General features: G+C 60.8%; 37 protein-coding genes. 8 read left to right on the top strand and 29 right to left on the bottom strand.

The genetic code is table 11. The features are described 5' to 3' along the window. Positions 1-192 precede the first annotated feature (192 nt). The 23 genes from HV711_RS28505 to HV711_RS28615 form a co-directional block, all read right to left on the bottom strand. Positions 193-402 carry a hypothetical protein gene (locus tag HV711_RS28505; protein ID WP_035482922.1) on the bottom strand — a complete coding sequence of 70 codons (210 nt, stop codon included), beginning with the start codon at positions 400-402 and terminating at the stop codon, positions 193-195. A 140-nt stretch (positions 403-542) separates the two neighbouring features. Beyond that, complete coding sequence (locus HV711_RS28510; protein WP_035482924.1) at positions 543-848, bottom strand: H-NS family nucleoid-associated regulatory protein; 306 nt, start codon at positions 846-848, stop codon at positions 543-545. 42 nt (positions 849-890) lie between these two features. Then, a complete protein-coding gene (locus HV711_RS28515) occupies positions 891-1,178 on the bottom strand; it encodes a hypothetical protein (protein ID WP_035482926.1) in 288 nt (95 codons plus the stop codon). 40 nt (positions 1,179-1,218) lie between these two features. After that, positions 1,219-1,656 (bottom strand): MerR family transcriptional regulator, encoded by a 438-nt coding sequence (locus HV711_RS28520; protein ID WP_035482927.1) that lies wholly within the window; start codon positions 1,654-1,656, stop codon positions 1,219-1,221. Positions 1,657-2,698: 1,042 nt separating this feature from the next. Next, the gene (locus tag HV711_RS28525; protein ID WP_175145433.1) at positions 2,699-3,118 is read right to left on the bottom strand and encodes a hypothetical protein; all 420 of its coding nucleotides are present in this window, start codon (positions 3,116-3,118) and stop codon (positions 2,699-2,701) included. After that, positions 3,115-3,498: a hypothetical protein gene (locus tag HV711_RS28530; protein WP_035482934.1), complete on the bottom strand. Its 384-nt coding sequence runs from the start codon at positions 3,496-3,498 to the stop codon at positions 3,115-3,117. Before HV711_RS28530 ends, HV711_RS28525 begins: the two co-directional genes overlap by 4 nt. Before the next feature lie 13 nt (positions 3,499-3,511). Continuing rightward, positions 3,512-3,841 (bottom strand): hypothetical protein, encoded by a 330-nt coding sequence (locus HV711_RS28535; protein ID WP_175145435.1) that lies wholly within the window; start codon positions 3,839-3,841, stop codon positions 3,512-3,514. A 137-nt stretch (positions 3,842-3,978) separates the two neighbouring features. After that, positions 3,979-4,296, bottom strand: a complete 318-nt coding sequence (locus tag HV711_RS28540) for a hypothetical protein (RefSeq protein ID WP_035482938.1) — start codon at positions 4,294-4,296, stop codon at positions 3,979-3,981. 29 nt (positions 4,297-4,325) lie between these two features. After that, a complete protein-coding gene (locus HV711_RS28545) occupies positions 4,326-4,607 on the bottom strand; it encodes a hypothetical protein (protein ID WP_035482939.1) in 282 nt (93 codons plus the stop codon). A 104-nt stretch (positions 4,608-4,711) separates the two neighbouring features. Continuing rightward, complete coding sequence (locus HV711_RS28550) at positions 4,712-5,242, bottom strand: hypothetical protein (protein WP_051224513.1); 531 nt, start codon at positions 5,240-5,242, stop codon at positions 4,712-4,714. Between the two features lie 67 nt (positions 5,243-5,309). After that, positions 5,310-5,777: a hypothetical protein gene (locus tag HV711_RS28555; RefSeq protein WP_035482940.1), complete on the bottom strand. Its 468-nt coding sequence runs from the start codon at positions 5,775-5,777 to the stop codon at positions 5,310-5,312. Between the two features lie 120 nt (positions 5,778-5,897). Continuing rightward, the gene (locus HV711_RS28560; protein ID WP_063826567.1) at positions 5,898-6,758 is read right to left on the bottom strand and encodes a slipin family protein; all 861 of its coding nucleotides are present in this window, start codon (positions 6,756-6,758) and stop codon (positions 5,898-5,900) included. 93 nt (positions 6,759-6,851) lie between these two features. Further along, positions 6,852-7,703, bottom strand: a complete 852-nt coding sequence (locus tag HV711_RS28565) for a hypothetical protein (RefSeq protein ID WP_035482941.1) — start codon at positions 7,701-7,703, stop codon at positions 6,852-6,854. Positions 7,704-7,784: 81 nt separating this feature from the next. Beyond that, positions 7,785-8,165, bottom strand: coding sequence for a hypothetical protein (locus tag HV711_RS28570; RefSeq protein WP_175145437.1), 381 nt, complete (start codon positions 8,163-8,165; stop codon positions 7,785-7,787). Between the two features lie 41 nt (positions 8,166-8,206). Continuing rightward, the gene (locus HV711_RS28575; protein ID WP_035482943.1) at positions 8,207-9,184 is read right to left on the bottom strand and encodes a hypothetical protein; all 978 of its coding nucleotides are present in this window, start codon (positions 9,182-9,184) and stop codon (positions 8,207-8,209) included. Then, positions 9,171-9,653 (bottom strand): ferritin family protein, encoded by a 483-nt coding sequence (locus HV711_RS28580; RefSeq protein ID WP_035482944.1) that lies wholly within the window; start codon positions 9,651-9,653, stop codon positions 9,171-9,173. The genes HV711_RS28575 and HV711_RS28580 overlap by 14 nt, the downstream gene beginning before the upstream one ends. Continuing rightward, positions 9,650-10,132: a hypothetical protein gene (locus tag HV711_RS28585; protein ID WP_035482946.1), complete on the bottom strand. Its 483-nt coding sequence runs from the start codon at positions 10,130-10,132 to the stop codon at positions 9,650-9,652. The genes HV711_RS28580 and HV711_RS28585 overlap by 4 nt, the downstream gene beginning before the upstream one ends. Positions 10,133-10,147: 15 nt before the next feature. Beyond that, complete coding sequence (locus HV711_RS28590) at positions 10,148-10,570, bottom strand: hypothetical protein (RefSeq protein ID WP_035482951.1); 423 nt, start codon at positions 10,568-10,570, stop codon at positions 10,148-10,150. A gap of 37 nt (positions 10,571-10,607) precedes the next feature. Further along, entirely contained in the window at positions 10,608-11,018 is a 411-nt protein-coding gene (locus HV711_RS28595) for a hypothetical protein (protein WP_035482953.1), read from the bottom strand. 68 nt (positions 11,019-11,086) lie between these two features. Further along, positions 11,087-11,512, bottom strand: coding sequence for a hypothetical protein (locus HV711_RS28600; protein ID WP_175145439.1), 426 nt, complete (start codon positions 11,510-11,512; stop codon positions 11,087-11,089). Between the two features lie 211 nt (positions 11,513-11,723). Beyond that, a complete protein-coding gene (locus tag HV711_RS28605) occupies positions 11,724-12,161 on the bottom strand; it encodes a hypothetical protein (RefSeq protein ID WP_035482956.1) in 438 nt (145 codons plus the stop codon). A 37-nt stretch (positions 12,162-12,198) separates the two neighbouring features. Then, positions 12,199-12,720, bottom strand: a complete 522-nt coding sequence (locus HV711_RS28610; RefSeq protein WP_035482958.1) for a hypothetical protein — start codon at positions 12,718-12,720, stop codon at positions 12,199-12,201. A gap of 68 nt (positions 12,721-12,788) precedes the next feature. Further along, positions 12,789-13,232, bottom strand: a complete 444-nt coding sequence (locus HV711_RS28615) for a hypothetical protein (RefSeq protein ID WP_175145441.1) — start codon at positions 13,230-13,232, stop codon at positions 12,789-12,791. A 125-nt stretch (positions 13,233-13,357) separates the two neighbouring features. Between HV711_RS28615 and HV711_RS28620 the strand changes: the two genes are divergently transcribed. Together HV711_RS28620 and HV711_RS28625 are read left to right on the top strand one after the other, a co-directional pair. Further along, positions 13,358-13,561, top strand: coding sequence for a hypothetical protein (locus tag HV711_RS28620; RefSeq protein WP_175145443.1), 204 nt, complete (start codon positions 13,358-13,360; stop codon positions 13,559-13,561). Positions 13,562-13,591: 30 nt separating this feature from the next. Continuing rightward, complete coding sequence (locus HV711_RS28625; RefSeq protein ID WP_035482961.1) at positions 13,592-15,115, top strand: hypothetical protein; 1,524 nt, start codon at positions 13,592-13,594, stop codon at positions 15,113-15,115. Between the two features lie 3 nt (positions 15,116-15,118). Here HV711_RS28625 and HV711_RS28630 read toward each other — a convergent pair whose 3' ends face one another. The 6 genes from HV711_RS28630 to HV711_RS28655 all read right to left on the bottom strand — a co-directional run bounded on the left by HV711_RS28630 (position 15,119) and on the right by HV711_RS28655 (position 18,192). Then, on the bottom strand, positions 15,119-15,421 hold the full coding sequence (locus HV711_RS28630) for a hypothetical protein (RefSeq protein WP_035482963.1): 303 nt from the start codon (positions 15,419-15,421) through the stop codon (positions 15,119-15,121). A 38-nt stretch (positions 15,422-15,459) separates the two neighbouring features. Further along, complete coding sequence (locus HV711_RS28635) at positions 15,460-15,774, bottom strand: hypothetical protein (protein WP_175145445.1); 315 nt, start codon at positions 15,772-15,774, stop codon at positions 15,460-15,462. Beyond that, the gene (locus tag HV711_RS28640; RefSeq protein ID WP_051224516.1) at positions 15,750-16,376 is read right to left on the bottom strand and encodes a site-2 protease family protein; all 627 of its coding nucleotides are present in this window, start codon (positions 16,374-16,376) and stop codon (positions 15,750-15,752) included. Before HV711_RS28640 ends, HV711_RS28635 begins: the two co-directional genes overlap by 25 nt. A gap of 61 nt (positions 16,377-16,437) precedes the next feature. After that, on the bottom strand, positions 16,438-16,968 hold the full coding sequence (locus HV711_RS28645) for a hypothetical protein (RefSeq protein ID WP_035482966.1): 531 nt from the start codon (positions 16,966-16,968) through the stop codon (positions 16,438-16,440). Between the two features lie 632 nt (positions 16,969-17,600). Next, the gene (locus HV711_RS28650) at positions 17,601-17,891 is read right to left on the bottom strand and encodes a hypothetical protein (RefSeq protein WP_035482968.1); all 291 of its coding nucleotides are present in this window, start codon (positions 17,889-17,891) and stop codon (positions 17,601-17,603) included. A gap of 7 nt (positions 17,892-17,898) precedes the next feature. After that, positions 17,899-18,192: a hypothetical protein gene (locus HV711_RS28655; RefSeq protein WP_035482970.1), complete on the bottom strand. Its 294-nt coding sequence runs from the start codon at positions 18,190-18,192 to the stop codon at positions 17,899-17,901. Positions 18,193-18,482: 290 nt separating this feature from the next. Between HV711_RS28655 and HV711_RS28660 the strand changes: the two genes are divergently transcribed. From HV711_RS28660 to HV711_RS28685, 6 genes are all read left to right on the top strand, one after another. After that, positions 18,483-18,779 (top strand): helix-turn-helix transcriptional regulator, encoded by a 297-nt coding sequence (locus tag HV711_RS28660; protein WP_279612671.1) that lies wholly within the window; start codon positions 18,483-18,485, stop codon positions 18,777-18,779. Positions 18,780-18,861: 82 nt separating this feature from the next. Further along, a complete protein-coding gene (locus HV711_RS28665; protein ID WP_244142753.1) occupies positions 18,862-20,316 on the top strand; it encodes a type II toxin-antitoxin system HipA family toxin in 1,455 nt (484 codons plus the stop codon). Positions 20,317-20,507: 191 nt separating this feature from the next. Next, a complete protein-coding gene (locus HV711_RS28670; RefSeq protein WP_035482975.1) occupies positions 20,508-21,224 on the top strand; it encodes a hypothetical protein in 717 nt (238 codons plus the stop codon). Positions 21,225-21,263: 39 nt separating this feature from the next. After that, complete coding sequence (locus tag HV711_RS28675) at positions 21,264-22,016, top strand: nucleotidyltransferase family protein (RefSeq protein WP_035482976.1); 753 nt, start codon at positions 21,264-21,266, stop codon at positions 22,014-22,016. Positions 22,017-22,020: 4 nt separating this feature from the next. Then, positions 22,021-22,740: a DUF6602 domain-containing protein gene (locus tag HV711_RS28680; RefSeq protein ID WP_175145449.1), complete on the top strand. Its 720-nt coding sequence runs from the start codon at positions 22,021-22,023 to the stop codon at positions 22,738-22,740. Between the two features lie 160 nt (positions 22,741-22,900). Next, positions 22,901-23,308 carry a hypothetical protein gene (locus tag HV711_RS28685; RefSeq protein WP_035482979.1) on the top strand — a complete coding sequence of 136 codons (408 nt, stop codon included), beginning with the start codon at positions 22,901-22,903 and terminating at the stop codon, positions 23,306-23,308. Positions 23,309-23,395: the final 87 nt, after the last annotated feature.

Here is a 23,395-nt window from a genome sequence, read left to right on the forward strand (position 1 = left end):
GCCGCCCTGAAGCGTTCGCCCTCGAAATCCAACATTGACCATGATCGCAAGGTCGCATAATCTATGCCGCACCCGCCGTCCCAACCTTCAACTGTCTGTGGGACATTGCCCAATTGAATGCCACGTGGGCGCCGTCATTCATCCAAACCCAATGTCGGGATGAATGACGACGCCAGCCAGGTTTACCCAGCCTTAAACGCTCGCGCGCAAGTTGCTGAACCACGCCGCGAAGTCAGCGGCATCCGTAAAGACATTCGTCAACGCCCCTTCGTTGCTGATCCCCACCGGGTAGCCGTCGTTGAGCAGGCCAACGATGTGCGTTTCAAAGAGCGCAGGATTCCCCTGTTTCGTGAGGGCATCGCTGATCGTTTCGACAGAAATGGTGACTACGGCAGTGCTCATGGTTTCCTTCGTTCGTTTTTTCCCGGCGGCCGGCCGAGTGCGGAGCGCTCACTGCGCCACTCTTTTTCGGGCATCCACGGCTGGCGCCGACCGGATACACCGTGTCCTCGGTCTATTCCGCGGACGGGTGCCAGACTGATCTACCGGAAGAAATCGAGTTGACGCGGGTCAATCTTCGGACCGTCGGCCGGCGTTGACTGAGTTTCGGCGATCCGAAAGAAGTCCGGATTCACGCCAGCGTTGCGCGCTGCAGTCAGCCAGCTCGGCATCACTCCCTCTCCATTCCATTCGTTGCCGCGTGCATCACGATACAGAGGCGGATGGTCAAGGTCGTGCTGGATCGATTCCGCAAGTGCCTGCGTGGTAATACCAAACTCTGCCATGCGCTTCCGTATCCAGATAATCAGCCGTTCGCGGGCCTCACCATCTGCAATTTTCCCCTTCATTTCAGTGCTTGTCCTTTTCGCCGGCTCAGCCGGTCTTCCCTGTCAATTGACGTTCTGTTCCTGCGCACCATTTTCTGGCCGACACCGGCGACCGAATCGCCTGCGAGCCAGCGCGATACGAAAGCGGCCGACCGTCATCCCGAAGACCGTATTATCGTGCCAGTGGCTAAACGAATACGAGACCCGCTCTTTGCCCCCTTCGTCGAGGTAGCGATTGCTGCTAATCTCGACGCGATAATGCGGCTCCGCCGGCGAGCGTCGCACCGAGATCCAGAGTGCGCACAGCGCAATGGCGAGTGCGATTAGGGAAATGATCGTCGTCGCATTCATGACCGGTGACATACCCACTGACGCGCAGAATGACTCAACCCTAACTGACCTCGTACCCGCCAGCCTGGGCCTGTCGGAAAAGATCTACAAACCGCATGGCAGTGCGCTGAACGTATTCGTCCGTCCGCCCGAGCGACACCATGCGAGGCCGTCTGCCGATCGAGACGACTTCCGCGGATCGGTCAACGATCCGCACCGCTCCTTGGGTAGCGAGTGTCTCGGACGTTGCGGGTTCACGCAGCGATTGAACATTAGCTACCTTCACCGCGCGGCGCAACATCTCCGCGAGCTCGCTTATTGCCCAGGAACCGCATTGATCGGGCGCGACACCGAAGGCCTCGAGCATTGCAAACGCATTGCTGTCGACCAGCTTGATCTCCGGCAGCAGGGAAACCTCTTCGGAGTACCCTTCGTACCCGTCCGGCTGATGAACTACTGTTCGCCTCGGCGCTGACGGCGCCCAAAAGGTGATGCTCACGTAACTTTCCCTCGCTGTTTCGCGCCTATCTCGTGCTGATCTGGCGGCTCGCTCGATCGCGGCGATGGTGAGCCTCCGGCCCTTCAGTTGTCAGCGTGCGAGCCACATCCGTTTGCACTGACGGCGACGATATGATCGTGCCGATATACGCACGCAACCAGCGCCGGGGCGTCCGGGTGCTCGGCGTGATATGCCTTGCTCACACGCGTGAACGCGTCGCTAAGTGTGCTCGCAGACTCCAGATGCGCCGTTTCATTGAGGCGCACGGCGTCATGAATGACGGGTGGCTTCGCACCAGTCTCCCACCGGGCCTGAAGGCCATTCGTTGCCGCCCACCGGGCGACCAGAGTGTACAGCGTGTCGTCGCTAGAGGTAGCCGCGTAAGGTGCAGCAGCACGTTGCTCCCGCCACTGCCCGTTTGCGCAAATGAGCTGATGGTTCGCGCCGCTTTGCGCTGTTACTCCATTGCTTTCACACGGCGACCCAGCAACGTGAGGACCCGCTTCGGCGTGGGCCAACGCGCTGACTGCTGCAACCGTTAGTGCAAGTACCAGTTTTTGCATTCTCGTAGACCTTTCTTATTGGCTTCCGTTACCAGTCGTATCGTTGAATGAAACGGGAGCCGGCACGCCGTCGCGAAGATCGTTCACAAAACCTCGCGTGTCTAGCACATAGCCCAAACTGTTCGAGACGCTTACGTTTCTCGCTTGAGAGTAGACCGTGTAGGTCAGTCCGGGCTTGGTATCAAACTTGATGTAGTAGTACTTTACGCAAAGGCCGCCTCCGCCTCCGTTGCAGACTCCAACTGTGTGGCTACCCGGCGCCACGTTGTACTCTTTCGAGAACGGACTTTTATGTCCGTCCACATTGCCAGTCCCGTCTGCCAGGACGATCTTTGAGCTTCCCCCAAGATCGCTCTGGGACGAGTGACCGCCCGTCGCGGCACATCCGGCGATGCAGGCAACCATAGTTGCTGCGAAAAATAACCTCGTCATACCACCCCCGCGAAAGAACGCATTGCACGCAACTTGGTTCCGTCTGCTCATGGCGTCGTTAGGAGGGTACGCCGGCGAGCAAACAACGTGACGAAGCCAAAGACGCTCATGCCCGTGAAGCCGGTCATCATCGCGCAGCCGACTTGCCAGCCGGGCGTGTCGTTCAGCGCCCCCGCCATACCCCACAATCCGGCGCCTGTTCCAACGATGAAGCCGAGGACTCGCACAGTATTGACCAGCCACGAGAACTGCCGCTCGACAGCGAGCGACGCGATGATGAGAGCGATGGTCGCCGCCAGTGCTCCGGTCAAAACCGCGAATAGCGCAACGCCCCCCAACACCTTCGCCAGCACGCTAAAGTGGTAGATGGAGCCAACGTCAACCACGAATGCGTAACTGGTATACGCGCCGAATATGGCGGCGGCGACATACGCCGCAGTTGAAATCTTTGTCTTCATTGCTTTCATGAGCGAAGAACCAGGCCAGCTTCGCGAGTAGCAGCACCGATCGAACCACGAATCCATGTCAGGTCACCGTCTCCGGGCATCATCGCCACGATGCGGGCCGCTTGTTGCGCGGACAGATCGGCCGCAGAGCGAAGGCTGCCGACCAGCTCGTCGAATCGTTCGCGCTGCGCCGCGGTCAGGCTCGCCTTCTCGAACGAGGAGCTTGTCCGAACGAATGCCCCCAGCCAACCCGGCCACTTGCGGAGGTCCACGAAGCCATTCGCTTCTGGCTGCTGCTGCTTCACCCATGCGTCCAGCGATCGCCTTTCTTCGTCGCTGAGGCGACTCAACATTGAAGCGGGTTCTGCGCCTGTGATAAGGCCCAAAGGGTCGTTCGTCATCGTCTTTTCGCCTTTACAGGGCCTTTTCCTCGTTCAGTGCGAGCACCGCCTTCACGCACGCGCGCTCAGGGCTTTCTGCATCGGCAGTTACGGTAGTGCCATAGCCTGCTGCATTCCTGATGCGGACCAGACATTCCCAGTTCTTGCCTTCCTTGAGTGCCAACTGGAAATCACCCGTCTTTCCAATGGGCAGAGCGTTCTGAATCAACTTTTCGGCGAACTGTTGCCCAGCCTGCATCTGTAACGTCGCCTCGCGCATATGGTCCTGCGCGAAGGCTGGTCCAGCCGATCCGATCAGCAAAGCCATGAGGATCGATGTCATATTTCGTGAACTACTGGCCATGTCTGGCTCCCTTTAACGCCCCCGTTTGGAGAGGGCGGTCCGGCTTACGCTCCCTGCCGGTTGCTTGCTGCCGACCGGCTCTGCGGCGCTCGCCCTCTCCAAACGCGGCGGGTTACGCTACCCGCCGTTCCGCGTGGCTACAGCATCTTGATCCGAGCAAGCTGCAGCATTGCTTGCACGCAATCGCGCTTCGGATCGGGGCCTGCTGCTTCGAGCTGGAGATCCCTATCGCCAACCTTGACACCACACTTCCAGTCACCGGCCCATGTCACCGTCGCTTTGACCTTCGCGTGACTCTTGTCTGCGGTTGCGGCGTCCGCGAGCGTATCGGCGAACTGTTGCGCTGCCTTCATCTGTTCATCGGTCGGTGCTGCCTTCGTATCCTGTGCATCCGCAATGGACGCCATGCCGAGTGCTGCGGAGGCTATCGCGATGGCAATGGTGAGCTTGATCATTTTTAAATATGGATCGTTGAACTTTCTGGTTATTCCGGGATGCGACCCTTCGCGCAATCCAGTGCGTTGACTCGCCAACCGTCCGGATTTGCAACGAAGTCCCGCTTGAGCTCGACCCTGCACTTCTGGTCTGCAACTTGCGCGTAGACAGTCGCACCCTCTCCGTGAACGTCGGGAGCGCCCATCACAATAAACCTGCGGGCGAGGAACGATTCGGCAACGCGCCCCGCACTGCCTTCCCCGTTTTCGTCTGCCGCGATCGCCCCAACCCACACACTCGCCAGTGCGAGCAACACAACCAGCTTCTTCATGCGATCATCCTTGTAGTCGTATCTGGTGTCCCTGCACCTGTTCCACCCATTCATCCTTGCCGTTTGGCAAGCGTTTCTATGCCCATTGGATCGCGGTCCGTCGCTCAGTAAATGTCGGGTTCGCTTCGCACCACGAGCACGCCGTCGCGAAAGGTAAACTCCATGTCCTCGAAACATCCGGGCGATGTCTCCAGTTGGAGGTATCCCCAGACGCCCCCATCCGCCTGCCGCCGCGCTGACCGGATCGCGACGACGCGCACGCGTACGGTTCTTCCGCTCGTGGTTCGCACGACCTGAAAATCGGTCGTCGCCGGCAACCCCGCCGCCTCGAGCATTGCCTTGACCTGATTTCGCGCCTCACTCGCGCTGTCGCGCAGGCATTGAGCCATACGCGCTTTCAGCGCCCGCCTCGCTTCCAGATAGCTGGAGATGAGCTCGCCGGACCCGTCACCCATCGCATTCCGGAGCTTCGCGTGGGTCACGTCGTCGGCGCCGCTCTCGTCGAGGAGGAGGCTCAAAAGGATCGAGGCGTGGAGATTCCGCTCATTTCTCGCGACTGCCGCGACCATTTCCCCCGGATCGAAATCCGCGGTTACAGGCTGCGTGACTGGAACGGCATCGGCGTCGGTGATCATTCTGTCCTCGGTGTTAACGGCCGGAATTGCCCGGCCTTGACCCACTCTATCAAGAGGAGGCCTTGATTCAAGCTGCCACGGACTGGCGTAGCTTGGACCGCGCGTATTCGGCCCAGGACTGGACCATCACGACCAGGACAATGGACTGAGCGGGCGTATCGCAGTTGTGAGGCGTGTAATCCACCTCGGGACCGATCCAGTCGAGCCGATCTGGTCGCTGCAGCCGGCTGAACGTCTCCGGATCGGCGCCCAGACTTCCGCCGAACATGGGATCAGAGACAAACGCCCGTGGGCACGCCGTTCCTTCGACGAACAGGATCTCGGCCTGCTGGCCAGCTTCGTGTGCGGAACCGCCCACCCTCACAATTCGCTGGTGGATACCGGACATCAGCCGCTCGAGTTCGATGGTCGGCACCTGAATCTGGATCAGATCGGCCAGCGCTTGGGTTGAAACGGAAAAGCAGAAACCGGCCGTCTTGTTGCCCGGCACGAGGTACAGACCGTCGATGCGATAGAGGAAGCGGTGTTTGTCCATTGAGCAGCCTCGCGCAAACTAAGCTTGTCGCGGTCGTTCGGGCGGGTCTCGCAGGTGCCCGCGCCGCCGCGAGCGTCAACTGTGCCGCACGGATAGCCGCATGGTCTTTCGTCCGCCCGATCAGCTCGCGGCCGGCGCCGAGTTCTGCCCTGCCGGCTGGGTTGGGCGGCTCGCGTGCCCCATCTGGTCCGCCAGCGCTTTCGCGATCGCGGCGGCGCTCAGGCCGCTGCTGTTGGTCGGCAACAGGGTTTCCTGCGCCACCGGGAAAATTATTACGCTGTTCTGTTCCGCACCGATTTCCTTGAGCGTAGCGAGGGTGCGCAACGTGATTGCGGCCGGGTTCTTCGCGAGGATATCGGCCGCCTCGCTCAGCTTCTGTGCTGCCTCGAACTCGCCCGAAGCGGTGATCACGCGGGCGCGGCGGCCTCGCTCGGCTTCCGCTTCCTGCGCCATCGCACGGATCATCGTCGCGTCGAGATCTACGCTGCGGATTTCGACGTGATCCACGCGGATGCCCCATTCCTTCGAACGATCTTCGATCGTTGCCCGGAGCGCGTCGTTGAGCTTCGCCTGCTGGGAGAGCAGTTCGTCGAGTTTGTGTTGACCGATCGTCGAGCGCAATGTGATCTGCGCCAGTTGGCTGATCGCGCCTTCGTAATCGCGCAAATCAAGCAGCGCCTTCCGTGCGTCCGTTACCTGATAGTAGGTGATGGCGTCGACCTTGACCGATACGTTGTCGCTGGTAATCACGTCCTGCGGCTTGATGTTTGTCGCCGTGATGCGGACGTCCACCTTCGTCATCCCCTGGAGCATCGGGATCAGAATGGTCAGCCCGGGTTCTGCGACGTGGCTAAACTTGCCGAGCGTCAGGACGACGCCGCGCTCGAATTGTCCCACGACGCGCAGACTGTTCACCAAGAACATGATTATCGCCACGACGGCGATGATCCACCAAAAATTTCCAGCGATAAATCCGAACATAGGTTCCTCGATACTCGTTTCAGAGAAATGGTTTGTACTTGTCCATGCGAATCTTTTGCGGTCCGCCACTCCCGCTACTGCTACGCCAAGCGACTAAGCGGGCCGCGGCGGAGGCGATACGATGTCGGTATCCGGCTGGTCCGTCCAGTGCGTAACGCGCCCGTACCGACGATAGTGCTCGGGCTCATAGCCGTCATACATGTCGGCGCGAACCCACCCTTTCCAGCGGTACGAGTACTTCCACGCCCAGATTGAGCAGACCACCCGACCCTCTTCCGTTTCCAGACGAACGAGCACGGGTTTCGAATGCTCGTCCCCGTAGAACTCGTCGCTCTGAACCTCTGGCAGTCTCTGCTCGACGCTGGTCCACCCCGGGTTTCCGACACATTCCGTCCTGGCGGTCGGCGCCCGAGATCTGGTCAAGTCGTTGAATGCGATGAAGTGATCGTGCCCTCCGTTTTCGGGCCGGCAAGCGCACGCGCGCCGCGGTGTATGTGCGCAGCTCACGCCCGCCATAACCAGCGACGGGGAGCAATGCACCCACTGCCCAGCGGGCGCCCCCGGCAGCGCATTCGCGTCGACGAAAGGACGCACCATCCAGTGCGTTGCGGCGCGACAGACTTCTGGTTGATCGTCCGGCGATTCGTACGAGTTCTCGTTGAGCGAGTCTGCACTCACGTCGAAGAATTGCTCGCCGTTGAAGTCCACACCCTCGGTGTAGATCAGTACGCGGGGATACCTGTCGGCATCCGGGAGGCTGTCCGTCAGGCGACGCCATCCTGCGCTCAACGTACGGTCCGGATCTTCGCAGACCGTCTCCGGCGCGGTGCTCTCATAAACTTCGAGCGCGCGGGCGCGTAGCTCGTGATCGTCATAGGTCTTTGCGATCGCGTACAGCGCACTGCGCGCCTTGGCGAGCAGCGACACAATATTGCCGTTCGACATAGTGTTCCTTGCAGGGAGTTGAGACTGCACCGGTTTTGAGTTCACTCTACTGAACGAGTCTTCCGATTCAAGTCCTGGCGCTCAACTGATCTGCCTCGCACGACCGCGCCGGCAGAGCTTGGCTGGCTTTCTGTCGGCAATCGTCACACCGTCCCGCTCGAGTTCACAGCGCGTCTTTCCGGTGTCGAGGTCGGTGACCAGCCATTTGCCGCGGGACAAAGCCGTGACGCGCGTGCGCGGATACCGCGCCTCGATCGCAACACGGCGGCGCTCGGTCCGAATCATCATGTAGGTGACAACGGGTCTCGCCGCAATTGCGATCAGGAGAAAGAGCGCAAACGGGCCGACGAGGAAACCGACCGCGATTTCCAGAGCCGATTTTGCGGACTGACCCATGTACGTGGCGACGCCGTAAGTAGCAACCGTTTCTGCGAGCCACCACAGCCCCACGAATCTATACATGCCGAATCCAACCATGCTCGACCTCCTGATGGACAACGGCCTCAGACCGCGAACACGTCATGCTCAGCCAGCCTTTCGAGACCGACCAGCGAGTAATAGGCCTCGTCGACCTCGGAGGCTTCAAGCCCGATGTCCCACGCTTCGCTCCCATCGGCTGCGTAGAGCTTGGTGCCGCCAGTGCCGTCGTCCTTGTTGAATCGACGGCCGCGGTAGAAGCATCCAAGAACCGTCGGCATCCCCGGATGTTCAAAGAGCGCATAGCTGGGCCAGCTATGGAGCTGATCGGCCTGCGCCGCCGGCTCTTCCGGATCGCAGGCGTTGAAGATCCGGTCCGTCTCGTTCCAGACGTACAGACGCACGAACCCAGCCTCACGACTGCCTTCCGGCGCATTCCGGTTCCACCACTCACAGAGATAATGGACAGCAGGATGGGCCTCATAGTCCTGCTTGTCGGAAGACCGCAGCAAACTTTGTTCGAGCAGGTCGATCGCGACCTCGAGCACCTGGTAGGGACCGGCGAGCGTCTTGTTTGCCCGCACCGAATCAAGACCCGGTCGCACGTCTCGTTTGGCGGCCGATACACGCGTGCCATGGAAATCCGCAACACTGCGGAGCTCCACGCCCGCCAGGTGCTTGAGAACTTCGCTGCGTTTCGGATGCTCCGGGTTGTTCCAGATTCCCCACACCCATTCGTTGCCCCGATACAGAAACACGAACTTCTGGCCGACAGAGCTTTCCGGGCTCGATGCGATCGCGTCGTCGAGCGAGGCCGCGTCGATGTCTAACTCCTTCTTCCATGTCCCGTATTTGTCGTTCTGCCCTAGCCGGCGCAGGATCTCGATACCCCGTTCGACCTCTTCAGGCTCGGTGAATTTGTCCGCGAAGGTCACATGGAACGAGGAGCGCATTTCGCGCATGGCAACGCCCGTCACGCGCCCGTCCGGCAATTCGCGCAGAACGAGTTCCGGATAGCCAGGAAATTCTTCGGGAGCGCTGGTCGGCGTATTAGTTTCCTGCATGGAATTCTCCAGTGGAGGTTTGGGGTTGCGACAGGCTGGACGGGGTATCGTGGGTTTTCCAGCGAGCCATCGGCGCCTTGTCCAGATCCGCTCGCACGTCGAACATGTTGGCGAACAGCGCATCGGCCAGCTTCCTGCGGAAGGTATCCGGGAAACCGTGCCAACCATGCTCCATGACGGCTTTCTTGAGGGCCAGCTCGGGCGGGTATCCCACTGCCCCGTTCTCGATCCGACCGTCATGGAAAACAAGCGCGATGCTATGCATCCGTAGGTATCGGAGCATCTCGTTGATGAAGTCCGGCACCAGATCCACCAGCGCCTCCTGCCTCAGACGATTCAACTCTTCGGCGTTCAGGTCCCGACACGGATCGGCGAGCCTCGCGCGAATCGCAACGTTCAACCGATTGCGCTCCTTGACCAGCTCGTCGAGGGTCTGTTCCGGAATGGATTGCTCCGCGCTCCCAGTCATGCGTCGCTCCCGTAGTAGCCGATCGACTCGTCCATCTTCGGCTCGATGACGGGCTGCCAGTAGCCGCCGTAGACGTCACAGTCGATCGCCGTAGTGATGCCGTATTGACCGATGCCGACGAAGCACTTTTTCGTACTTCCTGACCAGAGCACAGACAGCGGCACCGGTCGGGCGTCGAGGTCTCCGTTCCAGTGCCAGTACCGGCCCTGCTCGCTGGGCGGTTCCTTCGTCCAGGCGAACGCGGGCACATCGGCGCTCGCGGTCGCGCGACCGAACTGGACGCCGCGCGAAAAGCCTGCGCCAAAATCGACTTCGGCGGAGTCGCCCGGCTTTGCGCCGAAGTCACGGAGCGCCATCTTCTGCGCGTCATCGTCAGAACGGACCACGCCGGTACGGGTGAGCCCCCACGAGGGCATGAGTTGCCCGACAGCAGGCAGTCGTTTCACTTCCGACTCGTTGCTTGCTTCGACATTCGACATCGCACTCTCCTTCCTCTAGCGACTGCTGCTGGTTACGACGGCTTCGATGTGCGCCCGCATGCGGTCGAGCAGAAGTCTTGCGTTCTTATCGCCACTCATCTTCGACGTCGACATGTACTCGTCAGGAACGTGGAGATCTTTCTCGTACACTTGTCCGAACCAGCCGCCTGGGTATGTGGCGTAGCCAGAAGCGCGGAGTCCATCGGTCCCGGCCGAAATCTCCACCGCCTGACTGAACCTCTGCGGCGTCTCGCGCGTAAGGAGCCAGCGTCGCGCGCTCAGGAAGTTCGCCGGCGCTTCCTTGAGCCCAAAGCCTTGCCCTAGGAAACTAATCGTGAACTGCAGGCCGAGGATGTGCTCGGTCGAGTAGTCCCATCGACCGAGCGCGACGCGCCGCGCGACACCGCGCGGGCTCATGTTGTGCAGAACGTGTTTCATGACCGTTGCTCCGACACCGTGACGATAGCCCTGCGTACTACTTCGGGCAGGTAATACGCCCGCTGCCTTCGATCTTCACGCCTTCGATCGCGCAGTTCGGCTGCGCGACCAGGATCACTTCACGCTTGCCCTGTTCGAGGAAAATCGTCGACGGCGTCCCCGACAGCAGGTATTCCAGTCGGCCCTTTTCGGTCGAAGCGTAGAAGTCGACCGGCTTCTCGCGGCCGTCGTCGTCGAGCGACGACACCGCTGGGAAGGTGTCCGGATGCGCGAGATCGAACTGCCCGGGGCGGAACGCAAGATGGACGTGGCCGTCAGCGATGTTGGCGTCAACTGGCTGCAGGTCCGCAGCGCCCGTCGCCATGTAGTTCCGCTGGACCACATGGCCTTCGTCGGCGTGAGCGGCACAGGCAGCCGCGATCAGTGCAAGAGTGAGGATTTTTTTCATCGGAAGAATCCGTTCAGGAATGAGGGTTAGCCGGATCAACGGCGCGGGATCTCGATTTGCGCTGTCAGTCAAGCAGTCGAATTTCGGGTGGACAGGCGACTCTCGTTCACTAGCCCGGCGAGCAGACTCCAGCCGATCCCTGCGCATCCAAGCAGCCACAGGAGGTCGCCTGCATACATCCACACGACGACCGCATGAAGATCCGCCTGCATCCGACTGTCGTCGATGGGGACCGGTGTTTCGCCGCACGGCACGTCCTTGCCCGCCCGCGCGTGGGGCGTCAGGTCCGCAAACGATGTGCGCCATTTCACGTCGTTGGCCAGCAAGCGATCGCGGGCTACCGACCAGGTCATCTGATCTGTCTTTTCGACGTTCCAACGGCATACGACCTGGTAATCCGTGACCGTCTGGAGAGCGCGGAATGCAGTTGGCACCGTGATGCTGGGAACCGCGAGCGTCGCGTGGGAAGTGACATACGCGCCGAGAAAGAACATGGTCGATGCGAGGAAAGCAATGCCAGCGCGTCGCTTCGTATTCGCAGGCATTGACCGGGCCTGGTTGAGTACTCCTGCATATGCAAGAAGCGGCCCGAGTATCATCGCGACGACGGCAGTCAGATTCAGCGACAGCAGGCGCGGCCCGTGGGCCAGAACCGTCCAAAAGTTGTGCATGTGATTTCTCTCTCTTTTCGATTCCTGACCGGAATTACGCCGCCTTGCGGGCAGACTTGCGCCGGTCTTCTTCGCTTCGTTCCCTGACCCACGCTTCGATCTTCGGCAGCAGCGTTGCGAGGTCATCGCCGTACAGCCAATCCGTTCCGTAGTGCCCCCAGCTGAACGCGTAGCTGTTGCTGTCATCGCTCTCGGCGTACTCGCGCACGGGCGTCGCGACGTTGACGAGCAGCCCCATCAGATTCTTGTCAACGACGTACTCGACGAATTCGTCGGCCTCCATCAGAAGCGCTTTCTTGCCGGGAATGCCCACCGCCTTGGCGATCTCGACCAGTTCCTCGTCGATCGCATCGCGGAATGCCGGCGGAAGTGAGTCGTGCTGGACGATCGCACCGAGGTGGAATATCCCTTCGAACCGCCACCCATTTTCACGGGCCGATTCGGTAATCTGCTCATTGATCTTCTTGGTCATCGTCGTGCCTGCGCTTCGGATGGAGTCTCGTGGCCGCTTACAGGCCGCCGCTCTGGATCAGATACTTCAGAGCGTCCTGGTTGCCGGCGGCTGCCGCGCGACGCATGAGCTCGAACCCCTTCGCCTTCACCTGGGAAGCGGACATCGACGGATCGATTTTGATCGCGCGTTCCGGATGATCGACACGACTCATCAGGCGCCCGATAAGGAACATTGCCGTCGGCTCGCCCGCGTCCGCTTCCTGCTCCAGAAGAGCCGGGTAGTCTTTCCGGTAGTGCAGGGCGAGCCAGGTGCCCGCCGCACGATTGCCTGATTGCATGGCGGCCTCCATGGCTGGCCGCATGTGACGGTACTCAAGCGACCGGATCAAGCCCTGAACCGGACCGCCAGAACCAGTGACCGCGAACACCGCTGCCGCTGCGCCTATCACCAGCGCGAGATGCTTGAGCTTCTTGCGCACTACCGGATCCGGATTGAGCAGAAAGAGCGTCTTCGCCGGCCAGGTGATCGCTTTTGCCGCCTGTCGGCGTGCGAGGAATAGTTCATTGCCGTGGTCCATCGTTTCCTCCATGGGAGATCAGGGTTGTCGCGCCGCCGTAGCCAGCAGCCTGCGCGTGTCGAAAGTCATCAGAGGAGATCGTCAGCGCGCCGCCCGCGGGCTTCGCGCAGCGTCTCGACCGGATAGGCGACGGTCTTGCGATCGACCGACGCGAGCCACGCTCGAATCAGCCTCGTGGCGATCTGCGCGTCGTGCACGCTGATACCCTCGTAGCGGCCGGGATCGACTGCGTCCTCGAAGACCGCCTCGCGCGGGCCCGACGCCCACAGCAGCGTGGACTTGCGCTCACAGGCGAGCCAGAACGTCCAAACCTCGCCTTCTGCTTCCGCCACTCCGAATTGCGCACAGATTCCGGCAGGGAGTTCCGTGAGCGCGGCAGTCAGGTCTGTGACTGCTGCGTCGAATGCTTCCATCGCCAGTCGGCGGGCTTGCTCATAGACGTAGGCAGGCTCCATCGGCTGGATGATCCTGCTCCACGCCTGTTTCAGTTCCTGACGGGAAATTCCCGGCATGATGCTCTCCAAGGCTGGATACACCGGCGCACGAGCGCGCAGACGACTCGGCAGGCTGGCCATCGACCCTTCTCTGCCTTGTAGCCGATCATTCTATGGAGCGCGCTTCTTGTCAGGAACCTGAAATGGGAAGCTATCAGGGCGGTCTTTCCGTAGGATTTGAGAAAAAATTCCCGCTGCGCATCAATCTGGCGTTGACGATTGCGACAATTCCCCCTACTCTTGCGCCAATGGTGCCGTCGCCCCATGCCGCCCACGCTGGCAGTGCTCTCCGAGCCGACGTCTGCTTTACGTCACACCCGGTCGATTTTCTTGATTCGACCGCATAGTGGGCATGTGGTCGATTACGGAAAATCGCCATGCGCATCTTCTTCTGTTCTCTCACTCGCCCCAAGCGGGTTTCCAAACTGCATGCCCGTCTGACCGGCCTGAAACTCGGCGCCGCGCAGGACGAGCTCGCTTTCGTGCTCGGCTATTCAAGCTGGAACGAACTCCATCAAGCCGCCGGCGTGGCTGTCACTCAGCCATCGCCAGATGACGAAGATCTTCCGCCTCACGAACTGGCGACGCGCCTCGAATATCAGGTCGCGCGATTGATCCGATACCGTGCGCATGCCGGCTTGCCTACCCTATCGCGCGTTGCCGCTGAGCGAATCATTCAGGAAATTCGTCCGTCGGCCCGGAGCCGCAATGCGCTGGCCCGCCAGAATGGCGCACCCACTCAGAATGCCCTCCCCACGGAACTGCTGTCGCTGCTTGCCGAAGCGGAGGTGGTCGGCGGGCACAAGATCCATATCAAACGGGGAACGCGGGAATCGAGTGTCTGGTACCGCGTGCACAAGCGACTGGTCAAAGGCCAGCCGCGCACGCTGGCAGAGGTCAGCGATATCTTTGAATGGCTGTCCAGCAAGGCGCAAATGAGCCACAACGAGGACGACACAACAATGGGCTTCGTGCGTGGGCTATCGCCGTCGACCGGGCAACCGGTTGATCTTGAGTTTGCCTGGACGGATGAGGCCGACTACGCCGGCGCCCGCGACATCGTGATTGCTATCCGCCCGCTCAATCAGGCGCGCCGCCTCGAGGAGATGGGATTTCTCCCTGATCAGGTCCGGCTGCTCCAGCAAGCGACGCGCGGCGGCGGTTGCTGCATCGTTTCCGGCGCGGCCAACAACGGCCGGCACACGACAACGAGGGCGCTGACCGCCCTCGACCCGGAGGTCACGCTTCATGGCGAGGTATCAGCCAGCCTGCGCGAGCCGGAACAAGAGCTGGTCCAGAAGACCATGCGCGGGATTGTGCTGATGCAGTCGATGGGTGCCTTCGCCGTGGCGACGACCCTTCATTGGTCGCTGCCGGCATCGCGCTGGAACGAGCTCGTGCGCGGCGACGGGCCACCGTTGATCATCAGCCACCAGCACCTGTTGCCGATCCTGTGCCAGAACTGCCGGATTCCCGCGCGGAAAGCGCTGGCGGAGAGCAAGGCGAGCGAGATCAAAGCAGCCTTCGGCCTCGGAGTCGATCGGATGTTCGTGCGGAATGCGCAAGGTTGTCCGAATTGCGCGGACTCCCCGAACGGGACAACGTCTTCGCTCGGCTATCAGGGTCACCGAGTTGTGGCCGAAGTCTTCGACCTTCGCGGCGCGACCGCAAGATTCTTCGACCGTACCGGACACAGCGAGGTCTCAGCGTTCCGCGCCCTACGAACGGCGCCCTATGACTCGCCGGATACGACGGGCAAGCTCGCGATCGAGGTCGCGATGTACGGCGTCGCCAGCGGGTGGTTCGACATCCGCGACGTGGAAAACCACATCGGAAGGATCTCGTGGTTCCTCGGCGTCGATCCTCCTGAGTACCCAGTCAGCCCGGAAGAAACGGTCTGAGCCTCAGGCCGCGAGCGCGAGGACTCTGGCGCCCCAGAGCGGGTTTGCGATGAAGGGGGGCGTTCGCTCCATTGGACTCAGCATAAGGATCGCGCGGCGCGCGGCGATATCGAGAGCAATGCTCTTCGAGAGCTGGATGCCCCAGCCCATGTCACGGAACAGTTCTTCGCGATCGGCAAGATGATCCGTGCGGATCGCGACGATGCGCGCCATCTCCTCGCCGATGTCCTTGCGCATCCACTGGAGGGCGTACCGACCGTTATCACGGAACATACGGCGGGCGATGCGGTACTGGTTCTTGTTCATGGTCGGGGCTCGCTGGAGAAGATCGTACCGGTGTGCGATCAGGGATGCGCAGTCGCGGCGACACGGGCGGCGGTCTTGTACGCGCCGAAGGATTCCTGCAGGTTGGCCTGCCAGGCGCCGGCCGCGCGGCCTTCGCAGAAAGCGATACCTTGTGCGACGGCATAGCTGAAATGCGAGCCGAGCACGCGACGGGCGATCTCTTCGCTCATTTCGTCGTGCCAGTAGCAGACCTCTTTGGACATCGCTGTTTCCCCGTGATTGGCAGCAACTGTGCTTGCATGACCAATACTAGCGATGTCGCCCTTCGTTTCAAGCCAGCACGTATTCGCTATGCGGTCGTCGAGTACTTCCACAGACCTCGAATCGCCTCGCCGTCCGACCACCGGCCGGTGACCTTGTCCGGGTGACGCTCGAAGATGTTTCCCAGGGCGGAAAAGACGACAACCAGCAGAACTCCACCCTGATAGGCAAACTGCCCCCGGAACGGGAAGGCACAGACCACGATTGCGGCAAGAATCGTGGCGCCCACACCAGCCCCGTACATCGCTATACGGCGGCTACGGGACAACGGCAGCCATCTAAATTCCACATGGCCCGTGACGGGAAGCCATCCGAGGATGAGGCGGAAATTCGTCCCGAATGGGATGACACGACGATTCTTTCCGCCGCCAAGCCTCACCTCGGTCACCGGCACCCCAAACGCCAGCCCCATCAGCAGATGCCCCAGCTCGTGCACGACCGTCGTGGCCGGAATAGACGGGTAGAAAGTCACGATCACCTTGAACAGCGCACCGAAGAATCGTTCGGTGTAGTAGGGGTAATGATCTACCGCGGCAACGCCCACACAGGTAAGCGCGACGATCAGCGTCACGGCAACGAAGTGGCGCAGCGGTAACCGAAAACCGAGCAGTCGTGGATTCATTTCCGTGATTACCTTGACTCGTGACTTGTCCATGCGGGCTTGTTCAATGGTTAGGACGCAGCGGATCAGATCTTCGTTACGTCGAAGACTTCCCTCACGCCTGAGCGTCGGCCTTCGGATCACGGCGGAAGCTCAGGACGAAGAACGCGAGAGCAGCGACGCCAAGGACTACCGCAACCTGATTATGGCCGCTGAAGTGTTCATACAGTGCTCCAGAGGTGGCCAGCCATGCAGCAACGCTGATGAGAAATTTTCCGGCGCTCCCACCAAACAGGTCCAGTCGGTAGCTCCCTTGGAGCGGACCATAGATTCCGAACAGAGCTGAAAGCGGAATGGAAATGGCGGCTAGGCATCCGACGAACCAATCCGAGTCCAGGAGGGAAAGCGTCTCATATTGCGTGCGCAGCAGGTCGGCCACCCCGGGTTGCCGGAACACTACAAACTTCAGCAAGGCTGCACTCGCGAGCGCGATGGCGATGCTGATCGTGCGCGCGTCTCGTGACACCGCAAACGAGCCGACTGCTATAACCAGAGCGCACACGACCAGGACCAACAGCCCCGGCATCCCCAGCCAAATAGCGCCGCCACCCGCGAGCAGCGTTGCCGGAACAATCGCGATTCCCATAATTGATATCCTTGTCGGCTACCGGCCGGTACGGAGCGCTCACGCGCCGAAGTCGTCACAGCATCGTCGTTAGCGCTCGCTCCAGGTGCTGCGGCGATCCGTCCTTTACAGCGTCATCGACGAGTACCTGCTCCAGCGTGCGGAAACAAAACTCGCAGTGCCCTTTCCCCCATCCGCAACCGCTCCAGCGATGGCGCTCGCCAACTCGCTTCCCGGTCTTTGGGCTGCGGCCGCCGAGCGCACCGCAGGACAAAACGTGCTTGCCCTTCATCGTTGTCGTTCCCTATTCGAGCGTCCTGCTCTCTGGATCTCTAGCGCCACAAGTCCCACCGAAATCCCGGCGGACGGCAAAGCGTTGACAATGCTGCTGCCATCGCCTTCCCTGGCCAGCGCTTCCGTCTTCCATCTATTCAGCAACATGCTTTTCCCTGTTCGACGGAACCAGCTTCCACCCACTGCACTGGTCCATCAGTAGATCATTCGCATGCGCGCTGGCCTCCGGGGTCAGCAGTTGCATGCGAATAGTGCCCGGGAGCGGAATCCGCACCTGGCATTCAACGGTGTCGCTCACTCTGGCGAACTGTGTCAGATCCATCATGCCTCCGGGTCGAGAAGACGTTTGTGACCCATCGTCAGGCTGCCTCGCCGGCGAGCGCCCAGCCCTTGGACGTCGACCGGATCTTCTCTGCCTTGCGAAGCGCCTGCAGGCGTCGATCAATGATGCGCCAACCCGGCGCGCTGCTTTTTCCCTGTCTAGCTTCGGTCTTTTCGATCTGCGCGAGGCGTTCACTTTCGGTGCTTATTGCTGGATTCGCGCTGATCAGAAGGAACGGCACCGGCGCGACCGGCGTCAAAAGCCCAGGTGCAGGCGTTGCGCCGATCCGCTCCAGAATGAGTTGGTCCAGTTTTTCGTACTTGCTCATGCAATCCTCAGGCGTCGCCCCGCGAAGTCGTTCCCATCAGGGCGGCAATCGCTTCGTCCTTCGATTTGAAGCCCGGTCCCAGAAGCAGGGCCGCACGGGTGCCTCGACCCAGCGTAACCCTGCTGCCAGCCTGCTTCGCAAACCAGCGCCACCGCTCGGCCGTGACCCGCGGCGCCGTGATCTTGCTAACGACGACCTTGACTTTCTCGCGCCAGATTTCCCCGATGGCGAGCTCGTCCGCATGGACCTGTTGGTGCGCGGGCTTCTCGCTCCGGGCAATTTTCGTCAATCTCGTGGTCATCGTTTGCCGCTCTCCTGCTCTCCTGTCCAGCCCCAATTCTATCGACGCCGCCTAACGCTTCTAGCCCTCGCGGACACCTTGCTGAAGGGCTGATCGTGAGCTGCGCGATTCCACTCCGGAATTTCTGGCTCTTTGTTGAATATCGGCGTTTGCTTCGACAAATCCAGTCTGGAATCTTCTTCTGGCGCCCGCCGCCCGGTGGCATGGCAATCATAGCAACCACTGTGGCCGCTTGGCTACTTTGCTAACCATGCTATTATGGTAGCCATCCAGCCATTTTGGTTACTATGATGACCACATCCGCCACACTTGGATCCGATATCCGGAAGGCACGCGAGGCCCGCGGAATGAGCGCCAGCCAACTCGCAGACCGCGCATCAGTGAACCGCCTTACGCTCCGCGAACTGGAAACCGGAACGGGAAACCCCCGCCTCAGCACGCTGCTGGCGGTTTGCCACGTCCTCGATCTGGATCTTAATGTCCTGCCGCGTGGCTTGGCGCCGATGGTCGGTAGCGATACGAACCTGCGCAGCGGCGCGCTCAAGCGGCTTCTGGCCACGCGGCGGGATCGCACCTCCAAGGAATAGGTCATCAACGATCTCAAAACCCAATTCGCACTGAAAAAAACGATGAGTGAACGATTCAGCAAGGCGAACTTGATCGCAGCCCTTGGGCGTCGAGCCGAGTCGCTGCAGAGAAAGCACGGGTTCAACCCGAAGCAAGCCGCAGTCGCCTACGGGGATTTCCGTCCGACCCTGGATCGCATCCAGTGGATCGAAGACGGCTCCTTCTTCCGCCGCTGAGCCGCAGGAGCTGTCCATGAGTCTTGTCCGTTCCCTGCGCATCGTCATCGACACGGTCAACGTCGGATCGCTCTTCGAGCTCGATGATGGCCGCAGCTATTTCCGCTTCGACGAGGCCTACGCGATGATGCCCGAGGCAGAGCGCCCGGTGCTCTCGCAAGCCTTCGAAGCGGAAACCGAAGCCCAGACGCGATCACAACTGCTCGACCCGGCGCTCGAAGAAACACGCGGTGACGGCAAGCGCGGCCTGCCGCCCTTCTTCGAGAACCTGCTGCCTGAGGGTCGGCTGCGCCGCCAGTTGGTCGAGATGGCCGACATCGAGGAGCGCGATAGCCTCGGTCTGCTCGCTTACTGCGGCTCGGATCTGCCCGGCAACGTGCAGGCCGTGCAGGAAACGCTCACCGAACAGGAGCTCGGCCGCCTCCTCACACAGGGCAACGACAGCTTTGAGATGAGTTCCGCACAGATGCCGGCGCCCGAATCGACGTCGATCTCCGGCGTGCAGCCGAAGGTCGCGCTCGTGCGCGAGCCTGGCGGGCGGTACGTCATGCGCTCGAAAAATAACGGCGGCCACTACATCGGCAAGCTGCCAGCGTCCGACTTTCCGCAGATGCCCGAGGTCGAACACGCTTCGCTGAGTCTTGCCCGCGCAGCGGGAGTTACAACATGCGAGCACGAACTGCTGCCACTCACGGAGATTGCTGGCCAGTTGCACGAGGCCATGCGGGAAGATTCCACCCGCTTCCTGCTGGTGCATCGCTTCGACCGGGACGCCAGCACACCGAACGGCCGTCTGCACGCGGAGGACATGGCGCAGGTCACGTCAACGCTGCCGCAGAACAAGTACTCGCTTTCCTATGCGGATCTCGGTCTGGTCCTGCTCGCACGCTCGACGAGCGGCGAGGACGACGTGCACGAACTGCTGCGCCGACTGACCGTCAACGAACTGCTCGGCAACCCCGACGCACACCTCAAGAATTTCGGCCTGCTGTATACGACTCCGCGTACTGCCGCGCTTTCACCGGCTTACGATATCGTGGCGTACAGCGCATGGAACGGCTCGACCGGGCACGGCCTTAAGCTGGTCGACGGCATCAAGGCTCGCGAGATTTCTCCGGCCGTCGTACGCCAATGGGCGAACCACTGGGATCTGCCAGAAGCCGCTTTGTCGAAGACCATCACCGAGACCGTAGACGCGGCGATGCGCACGTGGGAAGGCGTCCTCACCGCAGCCACATTGACCGACCAGCATCGGGCCCGCATCTGGGATCATGTCCGTGCTACAAAGCTGGCTGCGCGCTGGCTGAAACGCCACGGCTAAGCGCCACGCCGCGTCTGTTCGTTCCGCAATGCAGTTGAGATCGCCAGCGCCGTCGGCCGCACAGACAGGGCTGAGTCTTGTGGCCGGGAGGGGGCGGTGATGCGTATAAGTCGCTACACTGCCTTGGTTCGCGACCCAACCGGCGCTGATGCAGAAGGCAGCTCTCTCGTGGCGGCCAGAAAGGAGCTCAAGTGAGTATCGAAGAATTTTCCCACATCGAGCATCAAATGGTCTTGAGCGCCGAAGAGCGCTACGGCGACTATTTCACGACCGCGCGAGATGTCAGCCTGCTGCTGTCGAACATCATTTCATGGCCCACAAAGGATTGCGACATCTTCCTGCGCTTCCTCTCTCAGATGAAGAAGTCCCACACCCTTAGCCTGATGTCTCTTGTACGTCAGCACCGGATTCAGGCAAAGATGGTACTCCGCTACTTTCTCGAGTCGACGGTACACGCCGCGTTTTCGCTGGGTCACGTCGATACCACGAACTATTTCGATACCGCGGACAAGAAGCACGACCCACAGAAGGCATCGCGAGCTGCCTACGCCTGGATAGGCAAGCACTTCAAGACTCACTCTGACGAGATCAGGCGGGTAAAAGATTTAATCAACGAGCAGACGGCCCACGCCAACGTATACAACAGCTTCCACAACTTCGAATTCGTCGGCGGCAAAGACGCGGCCATTTACACGACCTATTTCGACTTCGACGACGATCATTGGCTGAAAGTAGACCTGTGGGAATGCGCGCAGGCTGGATTGGTGGCGGCTGACTTGATTCTAGCGATCCGCAAGGTACATGGTGGATTCATACCGTCAAGGGACGCGGAGAAGCTGCCTGAACTGATCGAAGCGACCGACCGCCTCTCCGTTCCGTTCGGGAATGCGGAAAAGCGCTCATCGTGACGAACTGCGCCCCATAGACCTCAATCACACGAGATCACCATGGCTGACGCTTACCTTGCCGGCTTGCTGAACAAGTACGAAGTCGGGCAAGCACGCGTGCAGGCCGTGGCAAGCCAGATCATCTACCCGCGCATTGCGCACTGGGCAGGGGCCTACCTCGTGGAGGCGACCTATTCCGGTTCGATCGCCAAAGGCACGGCGAATAGCTGCTCAACGGATATGGACATTTTCATCTCTCTCAGCTCGCAAACGCCGGAGACGTTGAAAGAGATCTTCGGCAAGCTGTACATCGCTGCCCAAGGGTGGGGCTGGGCCCCGCGACAGCAGAATGTCTCGATTGGTGTCACTGTCGACGGCCTTTCAGTCGACCTTGTTCCCGGTCGGAAGCAAGCGGGTTATCAAAACTGGCATTCGTTGTATCACCGGCGCGGCGATAGCTGGCGCCAGACAAACGTCTCGATGCACATCGACACGGTGCGCAACTCGGGCCGTACGGGCGAGATCCGCCTGGTCAAACTTTGGCGGCACTTGGCCGGCCTGAATTTTCCGTCCTTCTATCTGGAACTCTGTGTGCTGGAGGCTCTGTCTGGACGCCGGTACGGAGAGCTTGCCGCGAACCTCTCGCTTACCCTCGAATGGCTGCGCGCGAATCTGGAGACACGCCGGATAATGGACCCTGCGAACACCGCGAACTGCATCTCGGATGACCTGACGCAAGCGGAAAAGCGAGCGGTCGCGCAAGCCGCTGGTATCGCGCGTGCGCGGCCTTATTACAGCGATTTTGTATGGTGATGCCGTGTCAAATCAGATTGACCTGAGAGTACTTTTCGCCGACCTTCAGTCGTCACTCGCCGGCGACCTCGCACTCGCACGCAGTGCTATCAACCACCCTGGTGACAAAGGGGCCGCGGTTGAAGCGAACTGGCTGGGAATGCTGGCCAGACACCTGCCGGAGCGCTATCGCGCCGACAAGGCGACCGTGATCGATAGTCGAGGCAATTGCAGTGATTCAATTGACATCGTGGTCTACGATCGCCAGTACAGCCATCTCGTGCTGAAGCATCAGGACTTCCTGTACGTGCCTGCTGAAGCGGTCTATGCCGTGTTCGAAGTCAAGCAATCGCTCGACAAGAACCATCTCGGATACGCGGCGGACAAGGCCGCTTCTGTGCGCGCGCTGCATCGGACCAGCGCGGCAACGGTCGACATTCGAGGGGCGACACCGTTGAAGCAACCGATTCCCATTCTGGCTGGGCTGCTGTGCACAGAGAGTGGGTGGTCGCCGCCCTTCGGAGAAGCGTTTTCCGAGGTCATGGCGGGCTTGACCGGAGCGCGTTCTATTAACCTTGGGTGTGTCGCGCGAGCTGGCGCGTTTTCGAACGAGGCATCTGAACTGGTCGTCAGCGGCGCCGACAACGCGCTAGCCTTTTTCCTGTTCACCCTACTGCAGCGTTTGCAGCAAGTTGGAACGGTCGCGCCGATCGATTTCAGTGCGTACATCGCCTATCTGAAGTGAAACGCGCCGGGCGATCGCATGCCCGCTGCATCTCGCTTTCGCTGCGTGTTGGCCGCGGTAGCCAGCACCTGTCTGACTTGCGCGCGCTCACTTGATCGAGCCCGCTTGAAACGACGTGCCGACATGGCAGTCTGGTCTCTCCCCAACAGAGCGCCAGCCCATGACTTACGTTGCCTACGAAACCGCCCTTGCCGACCAGCCGCGCGTCAGCTTACCGCCGGCCGCACCGCATCTACCCTTTGACAGCGCCGCGTTTAACGCTGCCCGCACGAGGACCATCCATACATCGCGGCAGGCGGGAAATATCCATCTGGATCAGCTTCCCTGGTATGTCGAAACGATGCGGGGTCGCGAGATTTTCTGCGTTCACGATCCGAAGATCCGCGGCGTCATCCGAACCGTGAGCAACAACGGAAGCCTCTACGTCGACTGGGCGGACGCCTATTCGGCGGAGAAAGAGCTGGCTTCGCCGGCTCCGGACGGCAACAAGACCGTTTTCCGCTCCTCTCTCGGCCCGAGCGACTTCATGGACTATGCGCTTTTGCAGCCCGCGGAACGGCCGCAGTAGGCGCGTATAGATGGCTTCGTAGCTTCTGCGTACAATGCCGGCACCAGGCCGTCCGAGAACAACGAGGCGACCTGCTTTACGGGGATA

The organism is Paraburkholderia phenoliruptrix (assembly GCF_902859825.1).
In the GTDB taxonomy this organism is placed as follows: domain Bacteria; phylum Pseudomonadota; class Gammaproteobacteria; order Burkholderiales; family Burkholderiaceae; genus Paraburkholderia; species Paraburkholderia phenoliruptrix.

Coding starts and splice junctions, on each gene's coding strand:
- HV711_RS28505 (WP_035482922.1), bottom strand. CDS start 402: ATGAGCACTGCCGTAGTCACCATTTCTGTCGAAACGATCAGCGATGCC.
- HV711_RS28510 (WP_035482924.1), bottom strand. CDS start 848: ATGAAGGGGAAAATTGCAGATGGTGAGGCCCGCGAACGGCTGATTATC.
- HV711_RS28515 (WP_035482926.1), bottom strand. CDS start 1,178: ATGAATGCGACGACGATCATTTCCCTAATCGCACTCGCCATTGCGCTG.
- HV711_RS28525 (WP_175145433.1), bottom strand. CDS start 3,118: ATGAAAGCAATGAAGACAAAGATTTCAACTGCGGCGTATGTCGCCGCC.
- HV711_RS28530 (WP_035482934.1), bottom strand. CDS start 3,498: ATGACGAACGACCCTTTGGGCCTTATCACAGGCGCAGAACCCGCTTCA.
- HV711_RS28535 (WP_175145435.1), bottom strand. CDS start 3,841: ATGGCCAGTAGTTCACGAAATATGACATCGATCCTCATGGCTTTGCTG.
- HV711_RS28540 (WP_035482938.1), bottom strand. CDS start 4,296: ATGATCAAGCTCACCATTGCCATCGCGATAGCCTCCGCAGCACTCGGC.
- HV711_RS28545 (WP_035482939.1), bottom strand. CDS start 4,607: ATGAAGAAGCTGGTTGTGTTGCTCGCACTGGCGAGTGTGTGGGTTGGG.
- HV711_RS28550 (WP_051224513.1), bottom strand. CDS start 5,242: ATGATCACCGACGCCGATGCCGTTCCAGTCACGCAGCCTGTAACCGCG.
- HV711_RS28555 (WP_035482940.1), bottom strand. CDS start 5,777: ATGGACAAACACCGCTTCCTCTATCGCATCGACGGTCTGTACCTCGTG.
- HV711_RS28560 (WP_063826567.1), bottom strand. CDS start 6,758: ATGTTCGGATTTATCGCTGGAAATTTTTGGTGGATCATCGCCGTCGTG.
- HV711_RS28565 (WP_035482941.1), bottom strand. CDS start 7,703: ATGTCGAACGGCAATATTGTGTCGCTGCTCGCCAAGGCGCGCAGTGCG.
- HV711_RS28570 (WP_175145437.1), bottom strand. CDS start 8,165: ATGTATAGATTCGTGGGGCTGTGGTGGCTCGCAGAAACGGTTGCTACT.
- HV711_RS28575 (WP_035482943.1), bottom strand. CDS start 9,184: ATGCAGGAAACTAATACGCCGACCAGCGCTCCCGAAGAATTTCCTGGC.
- HV711_RS28580 (WP_035482944.1), bottom strand. CDS start 9,653: ATGACTGGGAGCGCGGAGCAATCCATTCCGGAACAGACCCTCGACGAG.
- HV711_RS28585 (WP_035482946.1), bottom strand. CDS start 10,132: ATGTCGAATGTCGAAGCAAGCAACGAGTCGGAAGTGAAACGACTGCCT.
- HV711_RS28590 (WP_035482951.1), bottom strand. CDS start 10,570: ATGAAACACGTTCTGCACAACATGAGCCCGCGCGGTGTCGCGCGGCGC.
- HV711_RS28595 (WP_035482953.1), bottom strand. CDS start 11,018: ATGAAAAAAATCCTCACTCTTGCACTGATCGCGGCTGCCTGTGCCGCT.
- HV711_RS28600 (WP_175145439.1), bottom strand. CDS start 11,512: ATGTTCTTTCTCGGCGCGTATGTCACTTCCCACGCGACGCTCGCGGTT.
- HV711_RS28605 (WP_035482956.1), bottom strand. CDS start 12,161: ATGACCAAGAAGATCAATGAGCAGATTACCGAATCGGCCCGTGAAAAT.
- HV711_RS28610 (WP_035482958.1), bottom strand. CDS start 12,720: ATGGACCACGGCAATGAACTATTCCTCGCACGCCGACAGGCGGCAAAA.
- HV711_RS28615 (WP_175145441.1), bottom strand. CDS start 13,232: ATGCCGGGAATTTCCCGTCAGGAACTGAAACAGGCGTGGAGCAGGATC.
- HV711_RS28620 (WP_175145443.1), top strand. CDS start 13,358: ATGGGAAGCTATCAGGGCGGTCTTTCCGTAGGATTTGAGAAAAAATTC.
- HV711_RS28625 (WP_035482961.1), top strand. CDS start 13,592: ATGCGCATCTTCTTCTGTTCTCTCACTCGCCCCAAGCGGGTTTCCAAA.
- HV711_RS28630 (WP_035482963.1), bottom strand. CDS start 15,421: ATGAACAAGAACCAGTACCGCATCGCCCGCCGTATGTTCCGTGATAAC.
- HV711_RS28640 (WP_051224516.1), bottom strand. CDS start 16,376: ATGGACAAGTCACGAGTCAAGGTAATCACGGAAATGAATCCACGACTG.
- HV711_RS28645 (WP_035482966.1), bottom strand. CDS start 16,968: ATGGGAATCGCGATTGTTCCGGCAACGCTGCTCGCGGGTGGCGGCGCT.
- HV711_RS28650 (WP_035482968.1), bottom strand. CDS start 17,891: ATGAGCAAGTACGAAAAACTGGACCAACTCATTCTGGAGCGGATCGGC.
- HV711_RS28655 (WP_035482970.1), bottom strand. CDS start 18,192: ATGACCACGAGATTGACGAAAATTGCCCGGAGCGAGAAGCCCGCGCAC.
- HV711_RS28660 (WP_279612671.1), top strand. CDS start 18,483: ATGACCACATCCGCCACACTTGGATCCGATATCCGGAAGGCACGCGAG.
- HV711_RS28675 (WP_035482976.1), top strand. CDS start 21,264: ATGGCTGACGCTTACCTTGCCGGCTTGCTGAACAAGTACGAAGTCGGG.
- HV711_RS28685 (WP_035482979.1), top strand. CDS start 22,901: ATGACTTACGTTGCCTACGAAACCGCCCTTGCCGACCAGCCGCGCGTC.